25 protein-coding genes and 1 rRNA gene are annotated in these 24,284 nt (G+C 46.5%); 2 read left to right on the forward strand and 24 right to left on the reverse strand.

Annotation, left to right across the window (positions count from 1 at the left end; translation table 11 throughout):
• The 5 genes from OCV99_RS16000 to OCV99_RS16020 all read right to left on the reverse strand — a co-directional run.
• A 16S ribosomal RNA gene (locus OCV99_RS16000) occupies nt 1–98 on the reverse strand; the annotation flags it as partial.
• Nucleotides 99–761: 663 nt separating this feature from the next.
• Complete coding sequence (locus tag OCV99_RS16005) at nt 762–1,691, reverse strand: CvpA family protein (RefSeq protein WP_158371820.1); 930 nt, start codon at nt 1,689–1,691, stop codon at nt 762–764.
• A 9-nt stretch (nt 1,692–1,700) separates the two neighbouring features.
• The gene (locus OCV99_RS16010) at nt 1,701–2,951 is read right to left on the reverse strand and encodes a DUF5711 family protein (protein WP_227192924.1); all 1,251 of its coding nucleotides are present in this window, start codon (nt 2,949–2,951) and stop codon (nt 1,701–1,703) included.
• A 15-nt stretch (nt 2,952–2,966) separates the two neighbouring features.
• Nucleotides 2,967–4,154: a LysM peptidoglycan-binding domain-containing protein gene (locus tag OCV99_RS16015; protein WP_158371824.1), complete on the reverse strand. Its 1,188-nt coding sequence runs from the start codon at nt 4,152–4,154 to the stop codon at nt 2,967–2,969.
• Nucleotides 4,155–4,404: 250 nt separating this feature from the next.
• Entirely contained in the window at nt 4,405–4,734 is a 330-nt protein-coding gene (locus OCV99_RS16020) for a LytR/AlgR family response regulator transcription factor (protein WP_158371826.1), read from the reverse strand.
• 158 nt (nt 4,735–4,892) lie between these two features.
• Here OCV99_RS16020 and OCV99_RS16025 point away from each other — a divergent pair, with 158 nt between their 5' ends.
• Nucleotides 4,893–5,141, forward strand: a complete 249-nt coding sequence (locus OCV99_RS16025; RefSeq protein WP_158371828.1) for a helix-turn-helix domain-containing protein — start codon at nt 4,893–4,895, stop codon at nt 5,139–5,141.
• A gap of 52 nt (nt 5,142–5,193) precedes the next feature.
• On the opposite strand, the gene OCV99_RS16030 is transcribed toward OCV99_RS16025, so the two are convergent.
• The 7 genes from OCV99_RS16030 to OCV99_RS16060 all read right to left on the reverse strand — a co-directional run bounded on the left by OCV99_RS16030 (nt 5,194) and on the right by OCV99_RS16060 (nt 11,510).
• Nucleotides 5,194–6,135: a transketolase family protein gene (locus OCV99_RS16030; protein ID WP_158371830.1), complete on the reverse strand. Its 942-nt coding sequence runs from the start codon at nt 6,133–6,135 to the stop codon at nt 5,194–5,196.
• A complete protein-coding gene (locus OCV99_RS16035) occupies nt 6,123–6,959 on the reverse strand; it encodes a transketolase (RefSeq protein ID WP_158371832.1) in 837 nt (278 codons plus the stop codon). The genes OCV99_RS16030 and OCV99_RS16035 overlap by 13 nt, the downstream gene beginning before the upstream one ends.
• Nucleotides 6,960–7,013: 54 nt before the next feature.
• The gene (gene fsa / locus OCV99_RS16040) at nt 7,014–7,667 is read right to left on the reverse strand and encodes a fructose-6-phosphate aldolase (RefSeq protein WP_158371834.1); all 654 of its coding nucleotides are present in this window, start codon (nt 7,665–7,667) and stop codon (nt 7,014–7,016) included.
• Between the two features lie 107 nt (nt 7,668–7,774).
• On the reverse strand, nt 7,775–8,371 hold the full coding sequence (recR, locus tag OCV99_RS16045) for a recombination mediator RecR (RefSeq protein WP_158371836.1): 597 nt from the start codon (nt 8,369–8,371) through the stop codon (nt 7,775–7,777).
• 65 nt (nt 8,372–8,436) lie between these two features.
• Nucleotides 8,437–8,790 carry a YbaB/EbfC family nucleoid-associated protein gene (locus tag OCV99_RS16050; protein ID WP_158371838.1) on the reverse strand — a complete coding sequence of 118 codons (354 nt, stop codon included), beginning with the start codon at nt 8,788–8,790 and terminating at the stop codon, nt 8,437–8,439.
• Between the two features lie 15 nt (nt 8,791–8,805).
• Nucleotides 8,806–10,383 carry a DNA polymerase III subunit gamma/tau gene (gene dnaX, locus OCV99_RS16055; RefSeq protein WP_158371840.1) on the reverse strand — a complete coding sequence of 526 codons (1,578 nt, stop codon included), beginning with the start codon at nt 10,381–10,383 and terminating at the stop codon, nt 8,806–8,808.
• A gap of 50 nt (nt 10,384–10,433) precedes the next feature.
• On the reverse strand, nt 10,434–11,510 hold the full coding sequence (locus OCV99_RS16060; protein WP_158371842.1) for a 6-phosphofructokinase: 1,077 nt from the start codon (nt 11,508–11,510) through the stop codon (nt 10,434–10,436).
• Between the two features lie 155 nt (nt 11,511–11,665).
• Between OCV99_RS16060 and map the strand changes: the two genes are divergently transcribed.
• Nucleotides 11,666–12,475: a type I methionyl aminopeptidase gene (gene map, locus OCV99_RS16065; RefSeq protein ID WP_158371844.1), complete on the forward strand. Its 810-nt coding sequence runs from the start codon at nt 11,666–11,668 to the stop codon at nt 12,473–12,475.
• 41 nt (nt 12,476–12,516) lie between these two features.
• Here map and OCV99_RS16070 read toward each other — a convergent pair whose 3' ends face one another.
• The 12 genes from OCV99_RS16070 to OCV99_RS16125 form a co-directional block, all read right to left on the reverse strand.
• Nucleotides 12,517–14,559, reverse strand: coding sequence for an alpha-glycosidase (locus OCV99_RS16070; RefSeq protein ID WP_158371846.1), 2,043 nt, complete (start codon nt 14,557–14,559; stop codon nt 12,517–12,519).
• 17 nt (nt 14,560–14,576) lie between these two features.
• Nucleotides 14,577–16,427, reverse strand: a complete 1,851-nt coding sequence (gene ftsH, locus OCV99_RS16075; RefSeq protein WP_158371848.1) for an ATP-dependent zinc metalloprotease FtsH — start codon at nt 16,425–16,427, stop codon at nt 14,577–14,579.
• Between the two features lie 14 nt (nt 16,428–16,441).
• Nucleotides 16,442–16,969 (reverse strand): hypoxanthine phosphoribosyltransferase, encoded by a 528-nt coding sequence (hpt, locus tag OCV99_RS16080; RefSeq protein ID WP_158371850.1) that lies wholly within the window; start codon nt 16,967–16,969, stop codon nt 16,442–16,444.
• On the reverse strand, nt 16,923–18,335 hold the full coding sequence (gene tilS / locus OCV99_RS16085) for a tRNA lysidine(34) synthetase TilS (RefSeq protein ID WP_158371900.1): 1,413 nt from the start codon (nt 18,333–18,335) through the stop codon (nt 16,923–16,925). The genes hpt and tilS overlap by 47 nt, the downstream gene beginning before the upstream one ends.
• Nucleotides 18,336–18,402: 67 nt before the next feature.
• A complete protein-coding gene (locus OCV99_RS16090; protein WP_227192917.1) occupies nt 18,403–19,776 on the reverse strand; it encodes a SpoIIE family protein phosphatase in 1,374 nt (457 codons plus the stop codon).
• A 109-nt stretch (nt 19,777–19,885) separates the two neighbouring features.
• A complete protein-coding gene (locus OCV99_RS16095) occupies nt 19,886–20,209 on the reverse strand; it encodes an FtsB family cell division protein (RefSeq protein WP_158371852.1) in 324 nt (107 codons plus the stop codon).
• Between the two features lie 98 nt (nt 20,210–20,307).
• The gene (gene yabQ / locus OCV99_RS16100; protein WP_158371854.1) at nt 20,308–20,595 is read right to left on the reverse strand and encodes a spore cortex biosynthesis protein YabQ; all 288 of its coding nucleotides are present in this window, start codon (nt 20,593–20,595) and stop codon (nt 20,308–20,310) included.
• Between the two features lie 4 nt (nt 20,596–20,599).
• Complete coding sequence (gene yabP, locus OCV99_RS16105; RefSeq protein ID WP_158371856.1) at nt 20,600–20,884, reverse strand: sporulation protein YabP; 285 nt, start codon at nt 20,882–20,884, stop codon at nt 20,600–20,602.
• A gap of 51 nt (nt 20,885–20,935) precedes the next feature.
• Nucleotides 20,936–21,175: an RNA-binding S4 domain-containing protein gene (locus tag OCV99_RS16110; protein WP_158371858.1), complete on the reverse strand. Its 240-nt coding sequence runs from the start codon at nt 21,173–21,175 to the stop codon at nt 20,936–20,938.
• A gap of 167 nt (nt 21,176–21,342) precedes the next feature.
• Nucleotides 21,343–21,618 carry an HU family DNA-binding protein gene (locus OCV99_RS16115; protein ID WP_158371860.1) on the reverse strand — a complete coding sequence of 92 codons (276 nt, stop codon included), beginning with the start codon at nt 21,616–21,618 and terminating at the stop codon, nt 21,343–21,345.
• 227 nt (nt 21,619–21,845) lie between these two features.
• Nucleotides 21,846–22,832 (reverse strand): CotS family spore coat protein, encoded by a 987-nt coding sequence (locus OCV99_RS16120; protein WP_158371862.1) that lies wholly within the window; start codon nt 22,830–22,832, stop codon nt 21,846–21,848.
• A 64-nt stretch (nt 22,833–22,896) separates the two neighbouring features.
• Nucleotides 22,897–24,237, reverse strand: coding sequence for a CCA tRNA nucleotidyltransferase (locus tag OCV99_RS16125; protein ID WP_158371864.1), 1,341 nt, complete (start codon nt 24,235–24,237; stop codon nt 22,897–22,899).
• Nucleotides 24,238–24,284: the final 47 nt, after the last annotated feature.

A 24,284-nucleotide genomic window follows, 5' to 3' on the forward strand; every position in this document is an offset into this window, starting at 1 on the left:
TCTTTCCGAAGAAATCAATCAAAAGTGCTTCGTTCGACTTGCATGTGTTAAGCACGCCGCCAGCGTTCATCCTGAGCCAGGATCAAACTCTCGCACAAAAGCTTAGGTCTGGTCTTTCACAGACCTTAGCGTTTATGCGCTCCGCAGTTCTTGATTTGGTTTTTTCAAATCTTAGAACTGTCGGAGCAACATCTTTTATCCAAAGCCACACCTTTGCGCGGCTTTTTCTCAAGTTCAATTCCGTTCAGGAAAACTACTAGCTTTCCTATCCCGTTATTACTGTTTTTAAAGTACCAGAACTGCTTTATAAGTTCGAAACAAAGTTTCTCGCTCATCTTGGCTTCGCCAATGCTCATTTGCTTCAATTTCAAAAAGCAAGCTTTTTAAATCTCAGCTTCATTCGCGCAGTTCTTAGCTGTTCTCTGAATTTTCTCTTTTTAGAATTTTCAGGGTCGTTGTCTATTGTTCAGTTATCAAGGTTCTGCTTTGTTGTCGCCCTCGCGACAGCTTATTTAGATTATCACATCTTTCATCGCTTGTCAACAACTTTTTTTATTTTTTTTTTGCCGTCGTCTGTCATTTTCTGTCTGAACCTGTTGTCTCACGCGACAGCTTATTTAGACTATCACACGCAAACCGAATTGTCAAGTACCTTTTTTTAATATCTTTTTTAATATCGACACAATTTGATAATAACATGTAACTATTCAGCCATCAAACCACAGCCCACCACCATGCGTACTTGCCGCCTCTGTTATCCGCTACCGCACCATAGCTGCCAGTTTTAAGAGCGGATTATACTCATAAATCATTCTCAATATATCATTTTCCTGAATCAGCTCAATTACTTCTCTTCCAAACGACGTGGTATACAAAATCGTAACTGCCAGGAAAACAATCCAGATAATGATCAGCGCACCGACTGCTCCCAGAACACCTCCCGCCAACCGGTTCACCACTCCTACTCCCGGCAGCTCTGACACAACATTTAACGCAAAGATAATCGCACGCAAAATAATCGTAACAATCAGGAAGGTAAATAAGAAGGCAACAATATTCACAATCAGATTGGATATGAACTTCGCCACGTAGCTTACAAAACTCTCCGCTCCTAGCTTTTCATATGTTGCATCATTATTATTTTCCAGTAAAATGCTCTTCAGCACATCCGGCACACTGGAATCCTCGATTGCCTTTTCCTGTAATTCTCTGGGAATATCGAAAGCTTCTCCCGTTTCTTCCGCATTTTCTCTATCCAGATTCAGGCCGTCCAGGAGATTTCGGGAGATGCCATATTTTGCCAGTTCTTCGCTGTCAACTTTCCCGTTTACAATATCTTCCACCTGAATCCCCTGTGCTGCAAGCTCTTCATCTGAAATTCCTGCGGCATTCAGCACTCCGCGAACCTGTTCTTCCGTCAGAGCACTGTTTCCCGCTGCATCCTCAATAGCTCCTTCAACCGCCGAAGAAGCAAGCTCCGTAATCGTTTTCATTACCTGATTTTCTATGACTTCCTCTGCCGGGGTCTTAGACTGGATTGCTTCGCTTACATAAGGCGTTAGAAAAAAGACTAATACAATTGTAATGAGCGTTGATACCAGTGATACCGCTATCCGAATCGCCCCTCTATAAATCCCTATGATTACACAGATTATAAATAACCCTGCCGCTGCTCCCACTAACCAATTCATATGTTCTCCTTATTTCACAAACCGGACTACTTCCATTCCGTCTGCATTCATCACGATGTACTTGTTTACACCAAAGGTTGAAACCATCTCCAGAATATCTTTTCCCAGTTCACCCTCGAATTTGTGTATCCCACTTCTGGTAAATACACTGCATTTTTTACCATCATACATAATTACCTGGTTTCCGTCTAGCTTAACATTAGAATAGTCGCCCGTAAAGTCTGCTGACAAAACCTCCTGCCCCTGCACATTATACAGCCTCAGCTCATAACCTGCCTTCCCTTCATTTTTCAAAATCAGTCCAATGTAACGCTGATTGTAGAAAACGCTTTTCACCTTTTTATTCAGGGAAATCGTCTGCTGTAATTCAGGAGTCTCCTTCACATCATAAATCAGCACTCTGTCATCTCCCGCCACTACCGCAGCAGAATCACTCATAAAAAACGCCGTCGGCGCCAGCATGTCCTCATAAGTTTCTGACAGAACCTTGTAATCTCCGTCTTCTTTTTTCGCTTCATCAAAATAATAATAGACGATATTCGTATCCGTCTTCCCATTCTGCACGCTCATGTAGGAAACCAGCAGTGTCTTTCCATCTTTGGAAATCCCTATGTCCAGCGGATAGCCCGTACCCGAAAAAGAAGTCTTTACCTCTGCCAGAATATTTCCCATGGCATCATAAGTCATGATGGACGGACCGGAATCATTCTTTACAAGCGCACTGACAATCCCCTGCTCCGATACCGATATTTTCTCAATGGGCAATGTGGTATGAATCTCACCCTTCAACCCCTGTCTATCTACCACGACAATATCATTTCCGCCTTTATCGGCAACTGCAGCCGCCTCATCATTCACATCAATCAGCGGTGTTTTTATCTGATAAGACTGGTTCCACCTTTCTTCTCCTTTTCTGTCAAGGAACGCAATTCCATCTCTGCTGTACCGCAGCACACCGTCCGTAAACTGTTTATAATAATTATTATCTGATCCGTCAGTCGCATAGGTTGCCACTGTTCTGGCAGAAGTGTAGGTCTGATAATGGATCAAAAGATAACTTCCGACCAGAATGAACAACACCAGCGATGATATGATAATTACTTTTCGCCAGAATTTTCTCTTCCGCTGGCGCAGTTGTTCCTTCATCTCTTCCACCATATTGTCTTCACGCCTTAACTCATCTAACAATTCATCCAGCATCTCATCTTCGCTTTTCGTCCTGCTTTCCGTTTCCTGCAAATCCTTCTTCTTTCGTTTCATCAACACCCCTCTTTTCTATGGTAATAATAATTTTTGCCCGATAAAAATCAGATTGCCATCCGTCAATCCATTCATTCTGCAGATTGCATCTACTTCTCCGGTAGTCCCGTATATTTTCTGGCTGATCCGATCCAGCGTATCTCCTTTCTGAACCACGTAATACTCTTCGCTGCTCAGCTCTTCTTGTATTGTAGACGTAACAGGCTCTGCCTGGTCTGCCGCGTCCTGCGCTCCGTCCGGCTCGTCAGACTGGTCCGCTTCGCCGGAACTATCCTGCGTTCCTGCTCCGGCATCCTGCGCTTCCTGTCCGGTATCCTGCGCTTCCGCTCCGGCATCCTGTGTTTCCGCTTCATCTGCCTGTGCTTCCGCAGCATCCGCCTGTACCTCTTCCGTCACCTCTGCCTTTTCTATGGCTTCCTGCCCCTCCGGCTGCTGAACCGATTTGGACAGAGACTCTATCGATGTCTGTACCGCATTCATTTTATCATAATTATTCATGGTTGAGATACCAATTGCAAGCACAATAACTACCAGAAGCGCACTGGTCATATAAGCAAAACGGGCTCCGGTTCTCTGTTCCCGTCCCGTCATCTGCTCTCTCATTGTACTACGAAAATTCTTTGCAGCTCGATCCTCAACCACTTCACTGGGTGTAACGCCATTCTGTCTGCGAGTACTGATTATATAATCCTGCATCTGCGGATTCTTCTCATAGAATATGTAGTGTCCGCCCATCTGCATCAATTCATGGTATTTATACGCATAATATATCTCTTCTTCGCTAAATGCATCCTTCATGATGAACACACTATTTTTCTGTGAAAAATATTTTTCATGTATTCTTGTAATATTGCTGTTTATTTCCAGTGGCTTTTCCGGCAGAATCAAAAACCAGCCCACCGGCTTGTCCTCCCGAAAATACGTCTCACTCTCTTCCTTTATCTTCTGACAGCTCTCATCTGTAATTACGATTTCTGTATTCTCCCCGACCGGATCCGGTATGCGGACTGCTCCCGTAATATATACACACTCTTGCTGACCGCTCTTCTGGATATCCCCGGTAAGGAATGCTCCCACAGGATGTTCCTTCGCCTGCCCTCTCAGCTGATTCAGATATGTGTCTACATAATCCTCCACATATATCTTCGGTTCATCACTTACATTACCAACCTGCCTTACGTTTTTCGGAACTTGTCTTTCCATAATACTCTCACCTCATCCACATATTTTTGCTTATCATAGCACGGTAAATATGCATATTTTATCAATCGGTGAAGCCTGTCCGGATAAGTTTCCGATTATTTATCCGCCGTATCGACGCTCCTCGGCACTTTCTGCCGTCTGCCGGCGCTCCTGCCGTCATAAATTGAAAAAAGAGAGTATGTATCTACTCTCTTTCATTATACTCAGAAACCGCTCAAAAGCAAGCAATTCCTGTTCCATCTTCTTTTCATTACTCCTGTATTTCAGTCCATCTTACGAAGCTTTCCCTCACTTCTCCATATCTGGAACGACTTATCGGAACGGATTTTCCATTTTTTAATATAAATTCCGAGCGTCCGAAGCTTCTTATCTTTTCCAGATTGACAATAAAGCTGTTATGACATCGCACAAAAGTGTCCTGATCCAAATACTTCTGCACATCCGCCAGTTTTTCTGCCACTTCAATCATCTGACCTTCCAGATAAAACTTCGTCACTCTGTTCTCTCTCTCAATGTAATCTATTTCCTGTTTTTCGATAACAATTTCACTGCCTCTCTGAGACAGGACGATATAACGCATCCTCGTCACCCCCCTCTCGCCTTTTCGAAGGCATCACACGGAATCCGCCAGAAACTTCATCTTTAGAAGTATTTTAACAAATAATTGGGCTAATATCAATAATAACTTACTTCATCTTTAGAAGTTTATTTTAACTACATTATTATCAGGAGCCATCTATGAAAATATACTGGAACGGAGATTCAAAAAATATTATTGGCCCTTCTGTCAGAGCCTTGCGAAAAAAACATAATCTTACGCAGAAAGAGCTGGCTGAAAAATTACAGCTAATGGGGTATGATTTCAGCGATCTTACTATCCTGCGCATTGAGCAGGGTAAACGCTTTGTCCCCGACTATGAATTATACGCTCTCGCCAAATACTTTCACGTTACTGCTGACGAACTGTTAAAGTCTGCCCCCAAATAGTGCAAAAGAGCACAGCTGCCGCCGTGCTCTTTTTATTTTTCTGTTCTGCAATTTATTTGCAGAATTCCTTTACTTTTGCATAAATACTGTCTGCATCCAGACCATATTTCTTAACCAGCTCTACCGCCGGTCCGGATTCGCCATATACATCATTGATACCAATCTTCATAACCTTTGCCGGTGCTTTTTCTGCAACAACGTCGCATACCGCGCTTCCCAGACCGCCGATAATAGAGTGTTCTTCTACCGTAACAATCTTTCCTGTCGTCTCTGCCGCCTTAATCACAACTTCCTCATCCAAAGGTTTGATTGTGTGCATATTAATAACTGCTGCACTGATTCCGTCTGCCGCAAGCTTTTCTGCTGCTGCAAGCGCTTCCGGAACCGGAAGTCCTGATGCGATAATCGTTACATCTGTTCCTTCTTTTAATGTTACAGCTTTGCCGAGTTCGAATTTGTAATCCGGATTGTCATTGATTACCGGAACTGCAAGTCTTCCAAAACGAAGGTATACAGGACCTACATGCTCATAGGCTGCCTCTACGGCTGCTTTCGCTTCAATATCATCAGAAGGATTGATAACAACCATTCCCGGAATTGTCCGCATAAGGGCAATATCTTCGTTACACTGATGTGTAGCACCATCTTCACCTACAGAAATACCAGCGTGGGTTGCGCCGATTTTTACATTCAATTTCGGATATCCGATAGAATTACGCACCTGCTCGAAAGCACGTCCTGCCGCAAACATTGCAAAGGAGCTTGCAAATGGAACCTTTCCTGTTGTTGCGATACCGGCCGCAACGCCCATCATATTACATTCTGCAATACCGCAGTCAATATGACGTTCCGGGAACGCTTTCTTGAACACACCCGTCTTTGTAGCTGCAGCAAGGTCCGCGTCCAGAACTACAACATCTTCATGCTTCTTTCCTAATTCTACTAAAGCATTACCATAACTTTCTCTTGTTGCAATTTTCTTTACATCTGACATAATGCTTCACCTACTTTCTCTAAATCTGCCATAGCAACTGCATACTGCTCGTCATTCGGAGCTGCTCCATGCCAGGATGCCTGGTTCTCCATGAAGGATACTCCTTTACCCTTCGTCGTCTTAGCGATAATCGCCGTCGGCTGTCCCTTCGTTTCTCTTGCTTCCTTGAATGCAGCCGCGATTGCATCAAAATCATGTCCGTCAATGTTGATTACATGGAAGTTGAATGCCTCGAACTTCTTGTCGATCGGATATGGAGAATTTACTTCACTGATTGGTCCGTCAATCTGAAGATTATTATTATCCACAATTACTACCAGGTTGTCCAGCTTTCTGTGCGCTGCAAGCATGGATGCTTCCCATACCTGCCCTTCCTGGATCTCTCCATCTCCAAGCAGCGTATATACACGGTAATCATCACCGGATAATTTTGCAGAAATAGCCATACCCACTGCTGCAGAAATTCCCTGTCCAAGGGAACCGGATGACATATCTACACCCGGGATATGCTTCATATCCGGATGTCCCTGCAGATAAGATCCCATCTTACGCAGAGTTGTCAGATCTTCTACCGGGAAGAACCCTCTGTTCGCCAATGTAGAATAATACCCTGGCGCTGTGTGCCCTTTGGAAAGAACGAAACGGTCACGATCTGCCTTCTTCGGGTCTGCCGGATCTACATTCATCTCTTCAAAGAAAAGATAGGTATAAATGTCTGCTGCGGAAAGAGAACCGCCCGGATGACCGCATTTTGCGCTATGTACTGCCGTCACAATACCCTTGCGCACTTCATTTGCAGTCTTCATTAATTCTAATTTGTTCATGAAAATGCCTCCTGATTTTTACTTCTTTATTATACTAAAGCCGCAGTCCGGGATTTACTCTCCGAAAACAGCTTTGTAATCTGCCTGGAACTTCGCGATACCTGCATCGGTCAACGGATGCTTCGTCATCTGCTCAATCACAGCGTATGGCACCGTCGCAATGTCTGCGCCCGCAAGAGCACAGTCTGTTACGTGGATAGGATTACGCACGCTTGCCGCGATAATCTGCGTGTCAATTCCTGCCACATCAAAGATTTGGGCGATTTCTGCAATCAGATCCACTCCCCTTACGGAAATATCATCCAGACGTCCCAGGAACGGCGATACATAAGTTGCACCCGCTCTTGCTGCAAGAAGTGCCTGGTTAGCAGTGAAAACAAGGGTCACATTCGTCTTAATCCCTTCTTTGGTAAGCTGTTTACATGCTTTCAGCCCTTCCGGCGTCATAGGGATCTTAACGACCATATTCGGATGGATTGCCGCAATTGCACGTCCTTCTTCAATCATTCCTTCCGCATCCGTTGTCGTAGCTTTTACTTCCCCACTGATCGGTCCATCTACGATAGATGCAATCTCAGCGATTACCTCTTCAAAAACACGCCCTTCTTTCGCAATTAACGACGGGTTCGTGGTAACGCCACAGATAACACCCATATCGTTCGCCTTTTTGATATCTTCCACTTTCGCTGTGTCAATAAAAAACTTCATTTTTTTCCCTCCTTAGAACGCAGCCGTTCTTTTACTCTCTTATATAAAATTATATATTATGAAAGGTCTTTCGGTCAACAATATTGCTCCTATAAATCATACTTTTTTTATATCTCGGTTCGCCCTTCCAGCGCGCGCAGCAGCGTCACCTCGTCTATATACTCCAAATCTCCGCCCACCGGCACTCCGCTGGCAATCCTGCTCACCTTGATTCCGGTCGGCTTAATCAATTTACTGATGTACATCGCCGTCGTCTCGCCCTCCAGGCTGGAATTGGTCGCAATAATTACTTCATTCACATCTCCCTGCAGTCTCTCCATAAGCTCCTTTAGTTTGATATCTCCGGGTCCAATCCCCAGCATAGGCGAAATTGCTCCATGGAGCACGTGATAAACGCCTTCATATTTTCCGGTCTTCTCATAAGCCGCAAGGTCTCTGGTATTCTCCACCACCATAATCGTCTTATGATCCCGCGCCGCATTACTGCAGATCGGGCAGACTTCCTGATCTGTCAGTGTATAACACTGAGAACAATATCTGACATTCTCCCTGGCTTCAACCATAACAGATGCCAGCTCCTGCACTTGCTCTTTCGGCATATGAATCAGATGAAATGCCAGCCTCTGCGCTGACTTTGGTCCGATTCCCGGAAGCCTTGAGAACTGCTCTATCAATTTCGTGATCTGTTTACTGTAGTAATCCATCCATGTCTCCCCTTAAACATCTTCTGTCTGAACAAAGCGGACAAATCCGCCTCGAACTGCCTATGTCAGAACAATCCCGGCATCGTGCCGCCCATCCCGCCGGTAAACTTAGACATCGCAGACGCCGACTCCGCATCCGCTTTCTCCATAGCCTCATTCACCGCGGCAACAATCAGATCCTCCAGCATCTCGATATCATCCGGATCCACAACCTCTTCATTTAAATGTACCTTTAATAATTTCTTCGCTCCGGAAACCGTAACCTCCACAGCCCCGCCTCCTGCGGCTGCTGTAAACTCTTTCGTTTCCATTTCCTTCGCCTGTTCTTCCATCTGGCGCTGCATCTTCTGCGCCTGTTTCATAAGATTTGCCATATTTCCCGGCATTCCGCCTCCCGGGAATCCTCCACGTTTCGCCATGGGTATCTCCTCCTTCTATTCGTCTTCTACTATAATATCCATATTGACTACTTTTTCTATATCCACAAAACTATCTTCAAATCGGTGGCCGTCTTCTACCGCACGCACTTCAATCTCCATCGTCTTCCCGATCTTCTTCTCTATCAGTTGTACAATTTCTTCCTTGTGCTGCGGGCTTCCTACTACACTTGCCCCCATTTCGTCCGGCATAACAAGGATGAGCCGATCATTTTCACCCACACTCAGTCTTGCATTCTTCAGATACATCCGAAGCATCGCAGATGCATCTTCCGTAATCACACGAAAATTCTGTGCGACCGCTTTCACATCTTCCGTCAGAGCTTTGGGAAGCTCCGGCTTCCTTTTTTCCGCCGGTTCCTCCTGTTCCTTTGCAGCATACACCATCCTTCCGCCATCTCCAGCCGAAATCTGTGCAAGCTTCTCTGCAAGCTCCGCCTCCATCGCCCGTATCCGCTGCAGCAGAGAATCCGGATTCGTCTCCATCTGCGGTTTTGCAATTTTAATCAGCGTCACTTCAAAAAGGACTCTCTTTTGTGTTGCATATTTCATCTGATTCGTCAGGTCTGAAAAAATCCGTATATACCGGAATAATTCATCCGCCTCTATCCTCTGCGCCTCTTCCTTCATACGGGCAAGATTCTCTGTCGACACATCCAGCACATCTTCCATATTGTCGGAGCTTTTAATCAACAACAGATTTCTCAGATACCAGGTAAAATCCGAAGCCAGCTGTGACAGTTCCCTTCCCTGCATCACAAGCTCGTCCACCGTCTCTATCACCTTCTTAACGTCCCCGTCAAGAAGCCTGTCAAGAAGCTTCCCCAGCACATCGGTGTCTACTGCCCCAAGCACTTCCAGCACATGGTCATAGGTCAGCCTCTCTCCGATATAAAAAGCAACGCACTGATCCAGAAGACTTAATGCATCACGCATGGAACCATCCGCCATCCTTGCAATATAGCGGACTGCTTTTTCCTCCACATCCAGCCCTTCCTTTTCGATCAGTTCCTGCAGCCTGGCAGAAATCGTCTCAATAGAAATCCGCTTGAAGTCATATCTCTGGCATCTGCTGAGAATCGTCACCGGGATTTTGTGGGCTTCTGTCGTCGCCAGAATAAAGATTACATATTCCGGCGGTTCCTCCAGTGTTTTCAGAAGCGCGTTGAACGCTCCGATGGAAAGCATGTGTACCTCGTCAATGATATAAACTTTATACTTTCCTTCCGTCGGACGGTATGCAACCTCCTCTCTGATTTCACGGATATTATCCACACCATTATTGGAAGCCGCATCTATCTCAATAACATTCATGGAAGCGCCCGAAGAAATGGTCCGGCACATTTTACATTCCCCGCACGGGCCGCCATCCTCCGGATGTTCACAATTCACCGCCCTGGCAAATATCTTCGCCACCGTAGTTTTGCCTGTCCCTCTGGTTCCACAGAAAAGATAAGCATGGCCGATACGTCCTGCCTTTATTTGATTTTTCAGTGTTGTTACGATTGCGTCCTGCCCTTTTACATCTTCAAACTTACTCGGACGGAACTTCCGATACAACGCTGTATATCCCATATGTTACACTCCCCATTACAATATTTTTAAATACATCCGGTACCCATTGACTATTTATCGCCAAAGCTGATTCCCGTCATCTTCGCTTCCTGAATAATGTCAGAATCCGGCTCTACATATTTCAGCTTACCTGCAACTTCCCCAAGCGGTACCTTGACAATATTTCCGTTCTTAATCCCTACCATGTAACCGAATTCCTTCTTCAGGATAAGGTTCGCTGCCGCAGCTCCCAACCTTGTAGAAAGCACACGGTCATACGGACACGGTGAACCGCCCCTCTGGGTGTGTCCCGGAACAGTAATACGAACTTCCTGGTTGGTTCTTTTCTGGATTTTCTCCGCAATCTCATAAGCAACAGACGGATAGGTCTTCTTTGCCATCTTCGCCTTCAGTTCTTTTTTAGAAAGCTTCGCATCTGATTTGGAAATTGCTCCTTCCGCCACAGCGATAATCGTAAAATTCTTTCCCGCCTTCGCACGCTTGTTAATTGCATCAACCACCACATCAATGTCATATGGAATCTCCGGAAGCAAAATGATATCCGCGCCGCCCGCAATACCGGCATGAAGCGTTACCCATCCTACCTTGTGCCCCATAACCTCAACAATAAATACACGGCTGTGAGATGTAGCTGTCGTATGGATTCTGTCAATCGTATCCGTCGCAATATCCACCGCACTCTGGAAACCAAACGTCATATCCGTCCCCCAAAGGTCATTATCAATCGTCTTCGGCAGGGTAATCACATTCAACCCTTCTTCCCGAAGCAGATTCGCCGTCTTATGCGTTCCGTTTCCTCCAAGAACTACCAGACAGTCCAGATTCAGCTTGTGATAAGTGTGTTTCATTGCCTCCACTTTATCAATCCCGTCCTTATCCGGCACGCGCATTAACTTAAATGGCTGCCTGGATGTCCCGAGAATCGTGCCTCCAACCGTAAGAATACCGGAAAAATCTCTGGACGTCAGCATTTTAAAATTAGAATAAATCAAGCCCTTATAGCCTTCCTGAAAGCCATATATCTCAACATCATCCCTTTTTGAGAAAACACCTTTTACAACACCGCGCATAGCCGCATTGAGCGCCTGGCAGTCGCCTCCGCTTGTAAGCATTCCAATTCGTAACATAATTCCACTCCTTTCGCTTTTCAATGATTACTTGTAATTATACTCCTTTTTCTTCACGGGCACAAGAATACACTATTTATTTTCCCTCAAAAGGTATATAATGTATGGGATAAAAAATTTTATAGCAGTAAAAAGCAGAAAGGCGGAAAATAGATATGGATAAATTAGATATAAAACTGTGGACGCTTGCCGCAAAAGGACAGATTGTCCCCGACAGGAGCCTTTTAAAAACACCGCAGCAGATAGAAGCGATTAAAAAAAGTGCCGCTCTCAACACCGCTGTTCTAGACCATGTGGCAGCCCACATCCGCGCCGGTATGAGTACCGCCGAGATTGACAAATTAGTCTACGACTTTACCACCGCTCACGGCGGAATCCCGGCGCCTTTAAATTACGAAGGCTTTCCCAAAAGCGTATGCACCTCCATTAACAATGTCATCTGCCACGGAATTCCCGATGAAAATGAATTTCTGGAAGAAGGGGATATTATTAATGTAGATGTCTCTACTATATTAGACGGCTATTTCTCCGACGCTTCCCGCATGTTCACCATCGGGAACATCTCTCCTGAAGCAGACAAGCTTGTCCGTGTCACGAAAGAATGTGTCGAACTGGGACTTAAGGAAGCAAAACCATGGGGACATCTGGGGGACATCGCCTATGCAATCAATACCCACGCCCGCGCAAATGGATATTCCGTGGTAGAAGATATCGGCGGCCACGGCATCGGGCTGGCTTTCCACGAAGATCCCTTCGTCAGCTACGTAACTCCCAAGGGAAGTGAAATGGTTCTGGTCCCGGGCATGATGTTCACTATTGAGCCGATGATTAACGAAGGCAGCCCCGATTTCTTTATTGACGAAGATAATGGCTGGACGGTATATACAATTGATGACGGCCTCTCCGCTCAAGTGGAATACATGGTGCTGATAACAGAAGACGGGGCGGAAGTGCTGACAAAATAATGGGATAGAAGCCGGCGGTCAATGACCGCCGGCTTCACGCATTAAAACTCCAGTGTCTTTAACACCAGCGCCGAATGGCTTCCCATATTCACTACAATCTCGCCATCCTTAATATGGTATTCTTCATGCTCTACCGTATATCCATTCTCATAGCTGTATATCAACCTTCTCATGCCGCCTTGCATCGGAACCTCCGCAAGCCACACGGGAATATGGATTTCTTTTAACTCATCACTGTTATTAATGATGATAACAAACTGATCATTATCCAGGAATCTTCCATAAGCAATTACCTGATTCTCCCAGTACAGTTCTTTTATAGAACCGGTCCGGAACGCCTCATTATCTGAATGGATCCGAATCATCTCCCGGTGGAACTCTAACAGTTCTTTATCTTCCTTCCCCCACGGGTACGTCCTTCGGTTATCCGGATCTGTAAATCCACACACACCAGCTTCATCCCCATAATAAATCGTCGGTGCTCCAACCCAGGTCATCTGCATCACCACCGCTTCCCGCATGATTGCCGGATTCACATTCCGGTTCGCCGCTTCCGGCCCTAGGTTCGCCACTCTGCCTACAACATGGTTTGTTCTTGTCAGAAACCTGGAATGGTCATGATTCGACAGCTCATTCATGGCAACCTGCCGGGAAGGGGTCAGCATCCTGGATACATGATGGGACATTGCCAGCATAAAATTCTCCACATTGCCGCACATTTCCGGCCGCCACTCATCGCTGTGCTTCTCCATTCCGGTCAAAAACCAGGTGACCGGCTCCATGAAAGCATCATAGTTCATAACCGAATCCCACTCGTCGCCCCGCAGCCACGCCTGTGGATCTCCGTAGTGTTCTGCCAGAATTAATGCGTCCGGGTTCGCTTCTTTGACTGCGCGCCGGAACTTCTTCCAGAACTTATGGTTATAATCCGGCGTATGTCCCAGATCTGCCGCCACATCCAAGCGCCAGCCATCTACATTATAAGGAGGGGATACCCATTTCCTGCCAATGTTGATAATATATTCTTCCAGTTTCTTTGAGCCTTCATAATTCAGCTTAGGCAGCGTATCATGTCCCCACCAACCATCATAATTGGGATTGTACGGCCAATCCCAGTCCTGATTCTTGAAAAACTGAAAGAAATCCCTGTAAGGACTGTCTGCCGAAATATAAGCGCCGCTCTCATACCCTTCCTGACGCTCATAAATCCGCTCCCGGTCCATCCATTTGTTAAAAGAGCCGCAATGATTAAATACCCCGTCCAGGATAACGCGCATCCCACGGCTGTGAATCTCTTCTACCAGCTTGATAAATAACTGGTTGCTTGCTTCCAGATTCTTCTTATCCGTAACCCGCTTTTGGAATTTTGTCGCCGAGATATTGTCCCTGCTGCCCTGCGGCAGGATTTCGCCGCCATCCTCCACGATTTTCCCGAAATGCGGATCAATATAATCATAATCCTGTATATCATACTTATGGTTAGAGGGCGACACAAAAAGAGGATTTAAATAAATTACCTCTATTCCCAGATCCTGGAGATAATCCAGTTTATCCATGATCCCCTGCAGATCTCCACCATAAAACTCACGCACCCCCATTGACGCAGGATATTTCTCCCAATCTTTTACCTGTGTACAGGGTTCTCCGATGTAAATGTATTCACGATCCACCACGTCATTTTCGGGATCTCCATTATAGAAACGGTCCGTAAAAATCTGGTACATCACCGCCCCTTTTGCCCAGTCCGGTGTGTAGAATCCCGGCATGATTTCAAATGCATAGGCTTCATTTTCTTCCTCAGACACACCACACTGGTTATAATGCAGCACCTCATCCTTTCCGAATATCTGAAAACTATACCGGAACATTTCTTTTTCCAATCTCCAGGTAATCGCATAATAATCAAATTTTCCGGAAGTGTTCTTCCTCTCCATCTCATAGCCGCAGCCATTCACAAGCAGCAGCACATTTTCCGCGTCGCCTGCCGCTGTGCGGAACTGCAATACTATCTTCTGCCCCGGCGCCGGTTCCGGCGGGAACACATAACTTCCCGTCCCGTCACAAAACAATGCTTCTCTATTCATCTATCCACCACTCAATCTTATACCTCTGACACTTCAAGTTCCGCAAACAAAGCCTCGAATTCCTCTCTGGTAATCTTTTCTTTCTCCAGAAGAAGGGCAGCGCACGCCTCTAATACCTGATTGTATTTTCTGATAATATGTCTTGCCCTTTCATAGCATTCATCAATAATCCGCTTCACTTCCTGGTCAATTGTGCCTGCCACCTGTTCTCCATATCCTCTGGAAGTATGAGCAAGATCCCGGCCGATAAATACTTCATCACTGTCGTTATCATAATTAATCAGCCCCAGAGTTTCTGACATACCATATTTCATAACCATAGATTTTGCATAGCTGGTTGCCTGCTTAATATCCTGGGAAGCTCCTGTCGTAATATCATCAAATACTTCTTCCTCTGCAACACGTCCGCCCAGAGCAACCGTAATATCCTGAAGCATCTTCCCTTTCGTATTGAACATCTCATCCTTCTCCGGCAGCGGCATTGTATAGCCCGCCGCCCCGGTACCGGTAGGTATAATCGACACACTGTACACCGGCCCCACATCCGGGAGAACATGGAACAAGATCGCATGCCCCGCCTCATGATATGCCGTAATCTTCTTTTCCTTCTCGGAAATAATCCGGCTCTTCTTCTCTGCGCCAATCCCCACCTTCACAAATGCATGGCGGATATCCTTCTGTGTAACATATACCCTGTTTTCCTTTGCAGCCAGAATTGCAGATTCATTCAGAAGATTTTCCAAATCTGCTCCGGTAAATCCGGCCGTCGTCTGCGCAATCTGCTTAAGATCTACATCATCACCCAGAGGTTTCCCCTTGGCATGGACTTTCAGGATTTCTTCTCTTCCCTTTACATCCGGCCGGCCCACCGTAACCTTCCTGTCAAAACGTCCCGGACGAAGAATGGCCGGATCAAGAATATCCACACGGTTCGTCGCAGACATCACGATGATGCCTTCATTCACACCAAAACCATCCATCTCAACAAGAAGCTGGTTCAGCGTCTGCTCTCTCTCATCATGGCCGCCACCCATTCCGGTGCCTCTGCGTCTTGCCACTGCGTCAATTTCATCAATAAAAATAATACACGGAGCATTCTTTTTCGCTTCCTCGAACAAATCTCTCACCCTGGAAGCACCTACACCAACAAACATCTCCACAAAATCAGAACCGGAAATGGTAAAGAACGGCACGCCCGCCTCTCCGGCTACTGCCTTGGCAAGCAATGTTTTACCGGTTCCCGGAGGGCCTACCAGAAGGACTCCCTTCGGGATTCTTGCCCCTACCTGAATATATTTCTTCGGAGACTTCAGGAAATCTACGATCTCTTCCAGCTCTTCCTTTTCCTCATGCAGCCCGGCCACCTGGTCAAAAGTCACTTTCTTATCATTCTCCGTGGAGAGCCTTGCACGGCTTTTCCCGAAGTTCATCGCCTTAGTGTTGGCGCCGCCGCCCTGCCGGTTCATCATAAAGAAAATCAGGAAAATCCCTGCAAGCATAAGAAGCGAAGGGACAATCGCCGTAGCAAACCAATTATCCTGCGGCACATCCGACACTTCATACTCTACGCCCTGCTCCTTCAGATACTGCTGAATTTCATTCACATCCGATACATAAAGACTGCGGACGCTTCCGTCTTCTACGTCCTGCTTTACTTCAACATCCACTCGTCCCGTCGGCACACTCTTGTTTTGTACCACCAGAACATTCGCCGCCTCGCCATCCTCAATCAGAGAACAGAACTCTTTGTAGCTGATTTCCTTTTCTCTCTGATCGATCTGATTCGTAAACCACAGGATAGCAAACAGGGCAATGACAAATAACATCAATGTAAGGCCATTCAGCCCTCTGTTTCTTCTATCGTTCAATCCTATACCCCTTTCTATTCCACGCCTTCTACAACACCAATGTATGGCAGATTTCTATATTTCTGTGCATAATCAAGTCCATATCCTACAACAAATTTATCCGGTATATTAAAACCGGTATACTCCACTTTCACATCCCGCTCTCTTCTCTCTGGCTTGTCAAGAAGCGTACAGATCTTCATGCTTGCCGGTTTCCTCTTCTCAAGAAGCTGCATAAGATAATAAAGTGTCCTTCCCGAATCGATAATATCCTCTACAATCAGGACATCCTTCCCCTCCAGCGGCTCATCCAAATCCTTCGCGATTTTCACAATCCCGCTGGATGAAGTGTTATTCCCATAGCTGCTCACACTCATAAAATCCATGGATACGGGAACCGTAATTCTCTTTGCAAGCTCACACATAAAGGGAGCGCCTCCCTTCAGAACACAGATTAAATGCACGCTTTTTCCGGCATAATCCTCGCTGATCTTCGCTCCCAGCTCCATAATCCTTTTAACGATTTTCTCCTCCGACACCAACACTCTGATCGATTCTGCCATTTGTTCTTCCTCCGTTAATTTTGATTTCCAATATCCGCTTCGTACTTTCTGACACCTGATATTTTCTGCTCTGCCGGTACCCGACGATCCACAGGATGTCGCTGCCGTCCGCCAGAAGCCATATCCGGTCCCGCTCTTCTCTTGGTATTTTCTCATTAATAAAATAGTCTTTCAGCTTCTGGCTGCCTCCCCGGCTGTCAATGACAATCCGGTCTCCGGCACGCCGGTTCCTAATAACCAGACTATTTTTAATTATATCATAATCAAACCATTTCGTGTAGCCTTTTTGGGGAAATGCATTCGTAAGTCCCTTGTTTTCAAATATCCTACAGGAAATATCTGCCGGAAGCTCTCCCGTTTCTCCGGTTTGCTCCGCCCCTTCGTCTCCCGCGCCGCTTCTTTTTATCAGAACGCCTTCATAGCTTCTAACCGCCGTCATATGGTACGGCAGCGACAGCCGCTTTCCTGTCTGCCTGTCAAAAAGCTGCTCCAGAATCCGCAGATGGATTCCTTCAATATCCCGTTCTTTCCCGGACACCCGTTCCAGAACACGCTGCAAAAGATAAGGCCTCAGCGCTTCCGGCATGCCGCGAAAGGCTTCCGCATCAATCCGGATCCCTTCGGGTTCTTTTTGGGTACACAACCTATCATATGCATCCACTTGTGTTTCAATGAAACCATACAGATTCTGCATCTGCTCCATCAGCTCACAGGCATGTTCTGCCACTTTGCCGTTTACTTCCCGCTCCATATAAGGAATCACATGGTTCCGGATCCGGTTCCTCGTATAAGTATCGTGAAAATTGGTCTGGTCTATACAATATTCTATATTATTTTTTCTCAAATATCCCTCTATTTCCTCCCGCTTCACGCACAGCAGTGGTCGGATATACCTTCCTTTCACCGGCCGCATTCCGCCAAGTCCCCGAAGGCCGGTCCCCCTGGCAATATTGTGGAAAAGTGTCTCCACATTATCATTCATATGGTGCGCCAGGGCAATCTTCGTTCCGCCCCGCTCCTCCATCACTTTCTCAAAAGCATCTCTGCGCACGCACCTCCCGGCTTCTTCCTCTGACATGCCCCTTTCTGCCGCCAGAGCCGCCACATCCACGTGCCTGACCACAAGCGGCACGCCTCTGCTTTCGCAGAACTCCCGCACATACCGCTCATCAGCATCCGCTGCGTCCCCGCGCAGTCCGTGATTGATGTGAACCGCCGTGATTGTAAACCCCAGTTCCCTTCCAAGTTTTATAAGCATACAAAGAAGGCATATGGAATCCGCTCCTCCCGATACGCCTGTAATTACATGGTCTGACTGCCCAAGCATGTCCCATTCTGCAGCATACTGCTTCACTTTCTCATACATGTCTTCTGTCCCGTCTTCTTTTTCTTCTTTCTGTCTAATATATAGAATTTCTGTGAAAAAAGCAAGACTACACGCTCCAAATCCCCACTGCAATTACCGTCATATCATCCAGCGGCTCTTCTCCGGTCCATTCCAGCACCTGTTCCAGGATATGATGCGCCAGCTCTTTGGGATTATTCATGCCGGTTCCCCCGATAAACATACTCATAAGTGCCTCCTGCTCTCCCACGGGAAGGGCATCCAACACACCGTCCGTCATCATAATCACAAAATCTCCATCCGATAATTCCCTTTTCATCCTGTCTATCTCTATATTCTGCACCACACCAATGGGAAGCGTGGAAGAAACAATCTTTTCCACATGGTCTGCATAACGGATAAAGGTTGCAGAAGCGCCCGCCTTCACCAGCTCGCAGCTCCCCTCATACAAATCAAACACACACATATCCACCGTGGAGAATCTTACTTCTTCTCTGCCAATCACCAGCGCCGTATTCATCATCTGGATTGCCGTCTCCACCGGGAATCCGGCCTCCAGAAGCTCTTCCAGCATCTCTACCACCCGTGCGCTCTCTTTAAAAGCTTCCTCCCCGGATCCCATCCCGTCTGACAGCACCACTGCCTCTTTTACCCCCGGAAGTTTTGTCATGGAAAAAGTATCCCCGGATATTTTTTCGCAGCCCTTCCCAATCTTCGCCACTCCCTGCATGGTATAAAACGCAGGACCTTCTATACACACCAGTACGCAGTACTCTCCTCCGACGTTCTGCCTCTCCCCGGGCTTTAAAAGCATCTTGCGGTTCACCGCCGCACAAAGCGCCTCTGCCACTTCCTTCGATGTCACGCACTGTCCCTTCACCGCCTTTACTGTCAAATGGATTTCATACCTGCCCTGTTCCGTCATAAAGAAAACACTGCTGAGCAGTTTCACTCCTATATGCTTCATCCTGGCTCTTATGCGTTTTTCAAGATGCTCGTCTGAAAAAATACCGGCATCCAGTTCTCTGGTAGCATGCTGTATGATTCTGGCAAATTCCGTGAGCTGCACTGCACACCCTTCCCGGTTCTGGACAATCCGGTTATTCCAGAGAAGCTTCTGCTTCGCGTCCCCGAAGACCTCCAGCGTCTCGCGCAAAAAGCGCGGTGCCCGAACACACCTTTTCTGAAGCTTTCTTTTCACTTCTATATTCAGCTCCGCGCCGTAATCCTCCACCGTACAAAGGATTTCATATACCATCTGACGCGTCCCACTTCGATTCTCCTTAAGGCACCACTCTTTCTTCTCGCATCCTTCACAGACACTCTCCGATACCCGCAGGAACATCTCTTCTACTTCATCTTTTGTAAACGCACCTTTATATTCCTCCAGGCTTAAGAACGTCTCTGACAGATGTTTAAGAGACTGTGCAAACCTGTCCATTTGTATTACGTATGGATTCATAATTCCCTCCCGTTCAGATTCATACAATAGGATTCCGGTGGAATTTCCTGTTATATAAAAAAGCCTCAGGAAATCTTCCCAAAGCTTTTCTTTCGTTCTTTCTATTCTATTAATTCGCCCGAAATAAAATCTCATTCTCATGGACCAGTCCAAGCTTATCCTTTGCGACCTGTTCTATGTACTCGTCCGTCTCCACATACTCTTCCAGCTCGTCAATCTCTTCCGTCCGCTTCTCTTCTTCCGCGATCTGCGCCTTCAGTTCCTTCTCCTGCGCGATGTAAGACTTATTCTTTGCAGAAAGAGATACGCTGCTCATAATCACCACTGCCGCCAACAGCAATATGACTGCACTGATACAGATAATGCTTCTCTTATGCTGATTCATTCCGTTCCTTGGCCGTACCACCCGGCTCTTTTGTTCCATTCCACCCATTAATTATTCACCTATGATCCGGTACCCCTGCCGGACACTCACCCTGACTATTTATTCATCTTCTATCTTATCTTTTTTTCACAGGTAATTCAATAGTTTTATCGAATTTTTTTTAACCTTCTTTCAACAACCGCACATCCGGCACATCCAAGCAGCACTCCCAGCACAAAATACCAGCGTATGCTCCCATCACTGGCATAATACATCTGAACCGTCAGAAACAGAGAAATCCCTATCCAGTAAATCACATCCTCAACAGCAATCACCCAAAGCCTGTGCCTGACAATCCGCCGGAATTTCCTGATGCAGTTGTACGCGCAATACACGATCATCCCCGCAAGAAGCGCCTGTACAAATACCATTCCTTCTTCTTCTATCCCCGGCATAGCGTTACCTGAACAGCTTCGAGAAAAGCCTCTCGCCCTGCTTTCCCTGCACATGGGCATCCGAATAAGCAATGCTGTCGATATTTCCCGCCAGATCCACCTCGCCCTTCTCCAGATTCAGCCGGTTGACATGCATATCCGAACCTTTTACCATCAGCATTCCCTGTTCCGTTTCCAACAAAATCTCATTCAAATCAAAAGACAGTACATCCAGCACTCCCGTTACCATACTTGTTTTCCGGTTATTGATTACCAGTTTATGCGCCTTGCCAATCTGTTTTTCTTCCATATCGCTATCACAACCTTTCTTGATAATCTTATGAAAGGCTGTTCCTGAATATTACAAGTATTTAAACAAGTCTTTTGCTTCTTCTTTTTTCGTTGTCTCCTTAATATCCAGCACTTCCGCTTTCACCGTCTTTGTGCCGAACTGAATCTCAATAATATCTCCCGCTTTTACCTTCGTTGAAGCTTTCGCCACAACACCATTTACCAGAACCCTTCCCGCGTCACATGCTTCGTTGGCAACTGTACGTCTCTTAATCAGGCGGGATACCTTTAAAAACTTATCCAGTCTCATACCATCCTCCTGTCCGAAAAAAACAAAGCGGACAAGTCCGCTTCGAACTCCCTATCTCCCTCAATTCTTGAGGAACTTAAGTTTTCACTTTCCTATGTTAAAATAAATGCGGCATTATGAGCAATCCTCACAATGCCGCTTTATTATACATGTCTCAAAACGGATTATTATGCATTCACAGCATCCTTTAAAGCCTTACCAGCTTTAAACTTAGGCGCTTTGCAGGCCTCAATCTTCATAGTAGCTCCTGTCTGAGGATTCCTTCCTTCTCTTGCAGCTCTCTCACTAACTTCAAAAGTTCCGAAACCTACAATCTGAATCTTCTCACCTTTTTTTAATTCTTCTGTTACAACGTCAACAAATGCCTTTAAAGCTTTTTCAGAATCCTTCTTAGATAACTCTGCCTGTTCAGCAACTGCTGCTATTAATTCTGTTTTGTTCATGAACTATTTCCTCCTCCTGTTCGATATATAATCCCAACTTCTATAAAATATAATGATTCAGGATGCCTTCCGTAAATCCGGCATTCTCAATTGGCGCCCTTAAGTACAGTTATACCTTCTTTCCCTATGTTTGTCAAGACAAAACCCCCGATTATGCACGATTCCGCATGCTGGTGGGGTGCCGTGAATGGTAACGATTCCGGAGCGCAGAGCTTCCCGCCTCCTGCCTACAGACGGAATGAGAAAATATTTTCCAGGAAATCCTTCTTTTCTTCCGTCTGCATCATCGCCACTTTTAACTTTTCTACACTTTTTACAGAAATCCACGCTTTATTCGAACGATAATAGGAGTCTGCTATCTTCCAGAATTTCTCCGGATAGACAAATCTGACCTTCAGATATTCCATCTCTTCCCCGGATATGGGGCGGACTGCTCCATACACATTCAGGATATGGTCTCCCAGCTTCTTATCCCAGCCATGTTTCTCCATCGCCTTTCTGAGAAAATAATAGAGATCCTCCGCCTGCACATCTCCCCGGAATCTGTCAAAATTCGTAACCGCGATTCCTTCCGGAGTCATCAGGATATTGTGATAGTTATAATCTCCATGTATCAGGCTGTTCTTCTCCATGCTCTCCCGGTACAAGCCTTTATAATCAAAATCTTCCAGGCAGGTAAGCGCCGCCTCCGCCCATCCATACATCGCGTCAAAGCATTCCAGGAATGCCAGCTCAAACTCTCCCTTCGGTGACTGCGCCCGCATAAATTTCCGCACCTTGCGAAGCTCCCGGTTATGACGCAGATATTCTTCCCTCAGATAAGGCTCCCCCGCTTCTGCTCCTTCTATACAGCCGTGCATCAAAAGATGAAGCTTCGCCAAATTCCGCGCTGCTTCCAGCACTTCCCCGTTTCTCCGTATATCACACTCACGTCCGTAAAACCAATGCTTCAGGATATACCGGGTTCCGTCCTCTGAAGTACTGACATACTCTCCGTCTTCATTTGCCACCATCTGATCTACCCGGATATACCCCTGCTCGATCAGATGTCCGCACAGTCTATAAAGAGCCGGAATTCTTTTCCCGGACATTCCCGCTTCACGGAGCAGAAGAAGCCCCTCATCCGTATCGCAAAAAAACGCACCCCTTGTTTTACGGGTGCTCTTCACATTTATATGATACTTCTCCAGTATCGCTAATTCATAATCTTGCATACACATCCCCTGCACCTTACATGTTCTTTTCAATGTATGATGCAGGGAATGAGATTATGATTATTTATTTCAGGTTCTGTCTCTGCTCTTCCAGAAGCTTAAGAAGTTCCTCCTTCGTATTTCTGTCCGGCTCTTCCATAACCACTTCCAGAAAATACTCCAGTATCCTGCCGAGCTCTTTTCCAGGCTTCATGCCCGCCGCAATCAAGTCGCTTCCGGTCACTGCCAGCTCTTTTAATGTCACGCACTGCCCCTTCTGCAGAATTTCCCTGTATAACTCTGCCGTTTCGTCAATATTTCTCAGCTTCTCTTCCCGCAGATAATCGCTCTGTGCCAGCATATCCGCCCGCCGCACTTCCAGATACAGCGGAAAAAGCTCCTTTCCGATCTTATTCATGGCACGCCTGACATTCCGCGCCGTGGCCGGCATCCGGTAATCATGGTACAGTACCAGCTTCGTCACTTTATGGATCGTATCATTGTCAAATTTCAGGCGCCGCAGCACGGTCCTTGCAATCTCCTCGCTCTTCAACGCGTGCTTTTTAAAATGTGCCACCCCGTCCGCATCCACCGTCTTATAATCCGGCTTCCCCATGTCATGCAGAAGCATGGTAAGCCTGAGAACCTTATCCGCACGGATATTCATAAGCGCATGAAGCGTATGTTCTCCCACATTGTACATATGGTGCGGCGTCTCCTGCTCCGTCACCATCAGCCTGTCAAACTCCGGCAAAAACTCCTTCGTAATCCCCAGGTCATATGCTGTACGCAGCATATCCGGCCTTGGAGATACCAGCATCTTCACAAGCTCCGCCTGAATCCGCTCCGCACTGATATTCTGAAGCGTCGGAGCAAGCTTCCTCATCCCTTCCTCTGTCGCTTCTTCTATAGTAAATCCCAACTGTGCTGCAAACCGTACGCCCCGCAGAATCCGCAAAGCATCTTCCGAAAACCGCTCCACAGCATTCCCCACACAGCGGATTACACCGGCGTTCAAGTCTTCCATGCCGCCGAATATATCTATCAGCCCATCCTTGTCATTGTATGCCATGGCATTGATTGTAAAGTCCCGTCTTAGGAGATCTTCCCTGAGATTCCGGGTAAATTTGACCTCCTTTGGGTGACGGCTGTCTTCGTACTTCCCATCAATCCGATAGGTTGTTACTTCAAACCCTTCTTTGTCCAGGAGCACGGTTACCGTGCCATGCTCAATTCCGGTATCAAAGGTCCGCCGAAATAACGCCTTCGTCTCTTCCGGCAGCGCCGACGTCGTAATGTCCCAGTCTTCCGGCTCTCTCCCAAGAACCGAATCCCGCACACATCCGCCGACTGCATAAGCTTCGTATCCGTGCTCCTGTAATGTATGAATAATCGTATTTACTTTCTCCGGCAATATAATCGTCATCTTCTATATTCCTCTCCACAACTTGTCTTTCCCAATTATACTGCCAT

Origin of the sequence: Dorea acetigenes, assembly GCF_025567385.1 — a bacterium.
GTDB lineage: Bacteria > Bacillota > Clostridia > Lachnospirales > Lachnospiraceae > Claveliimonas > Claveliimonas acetigenes.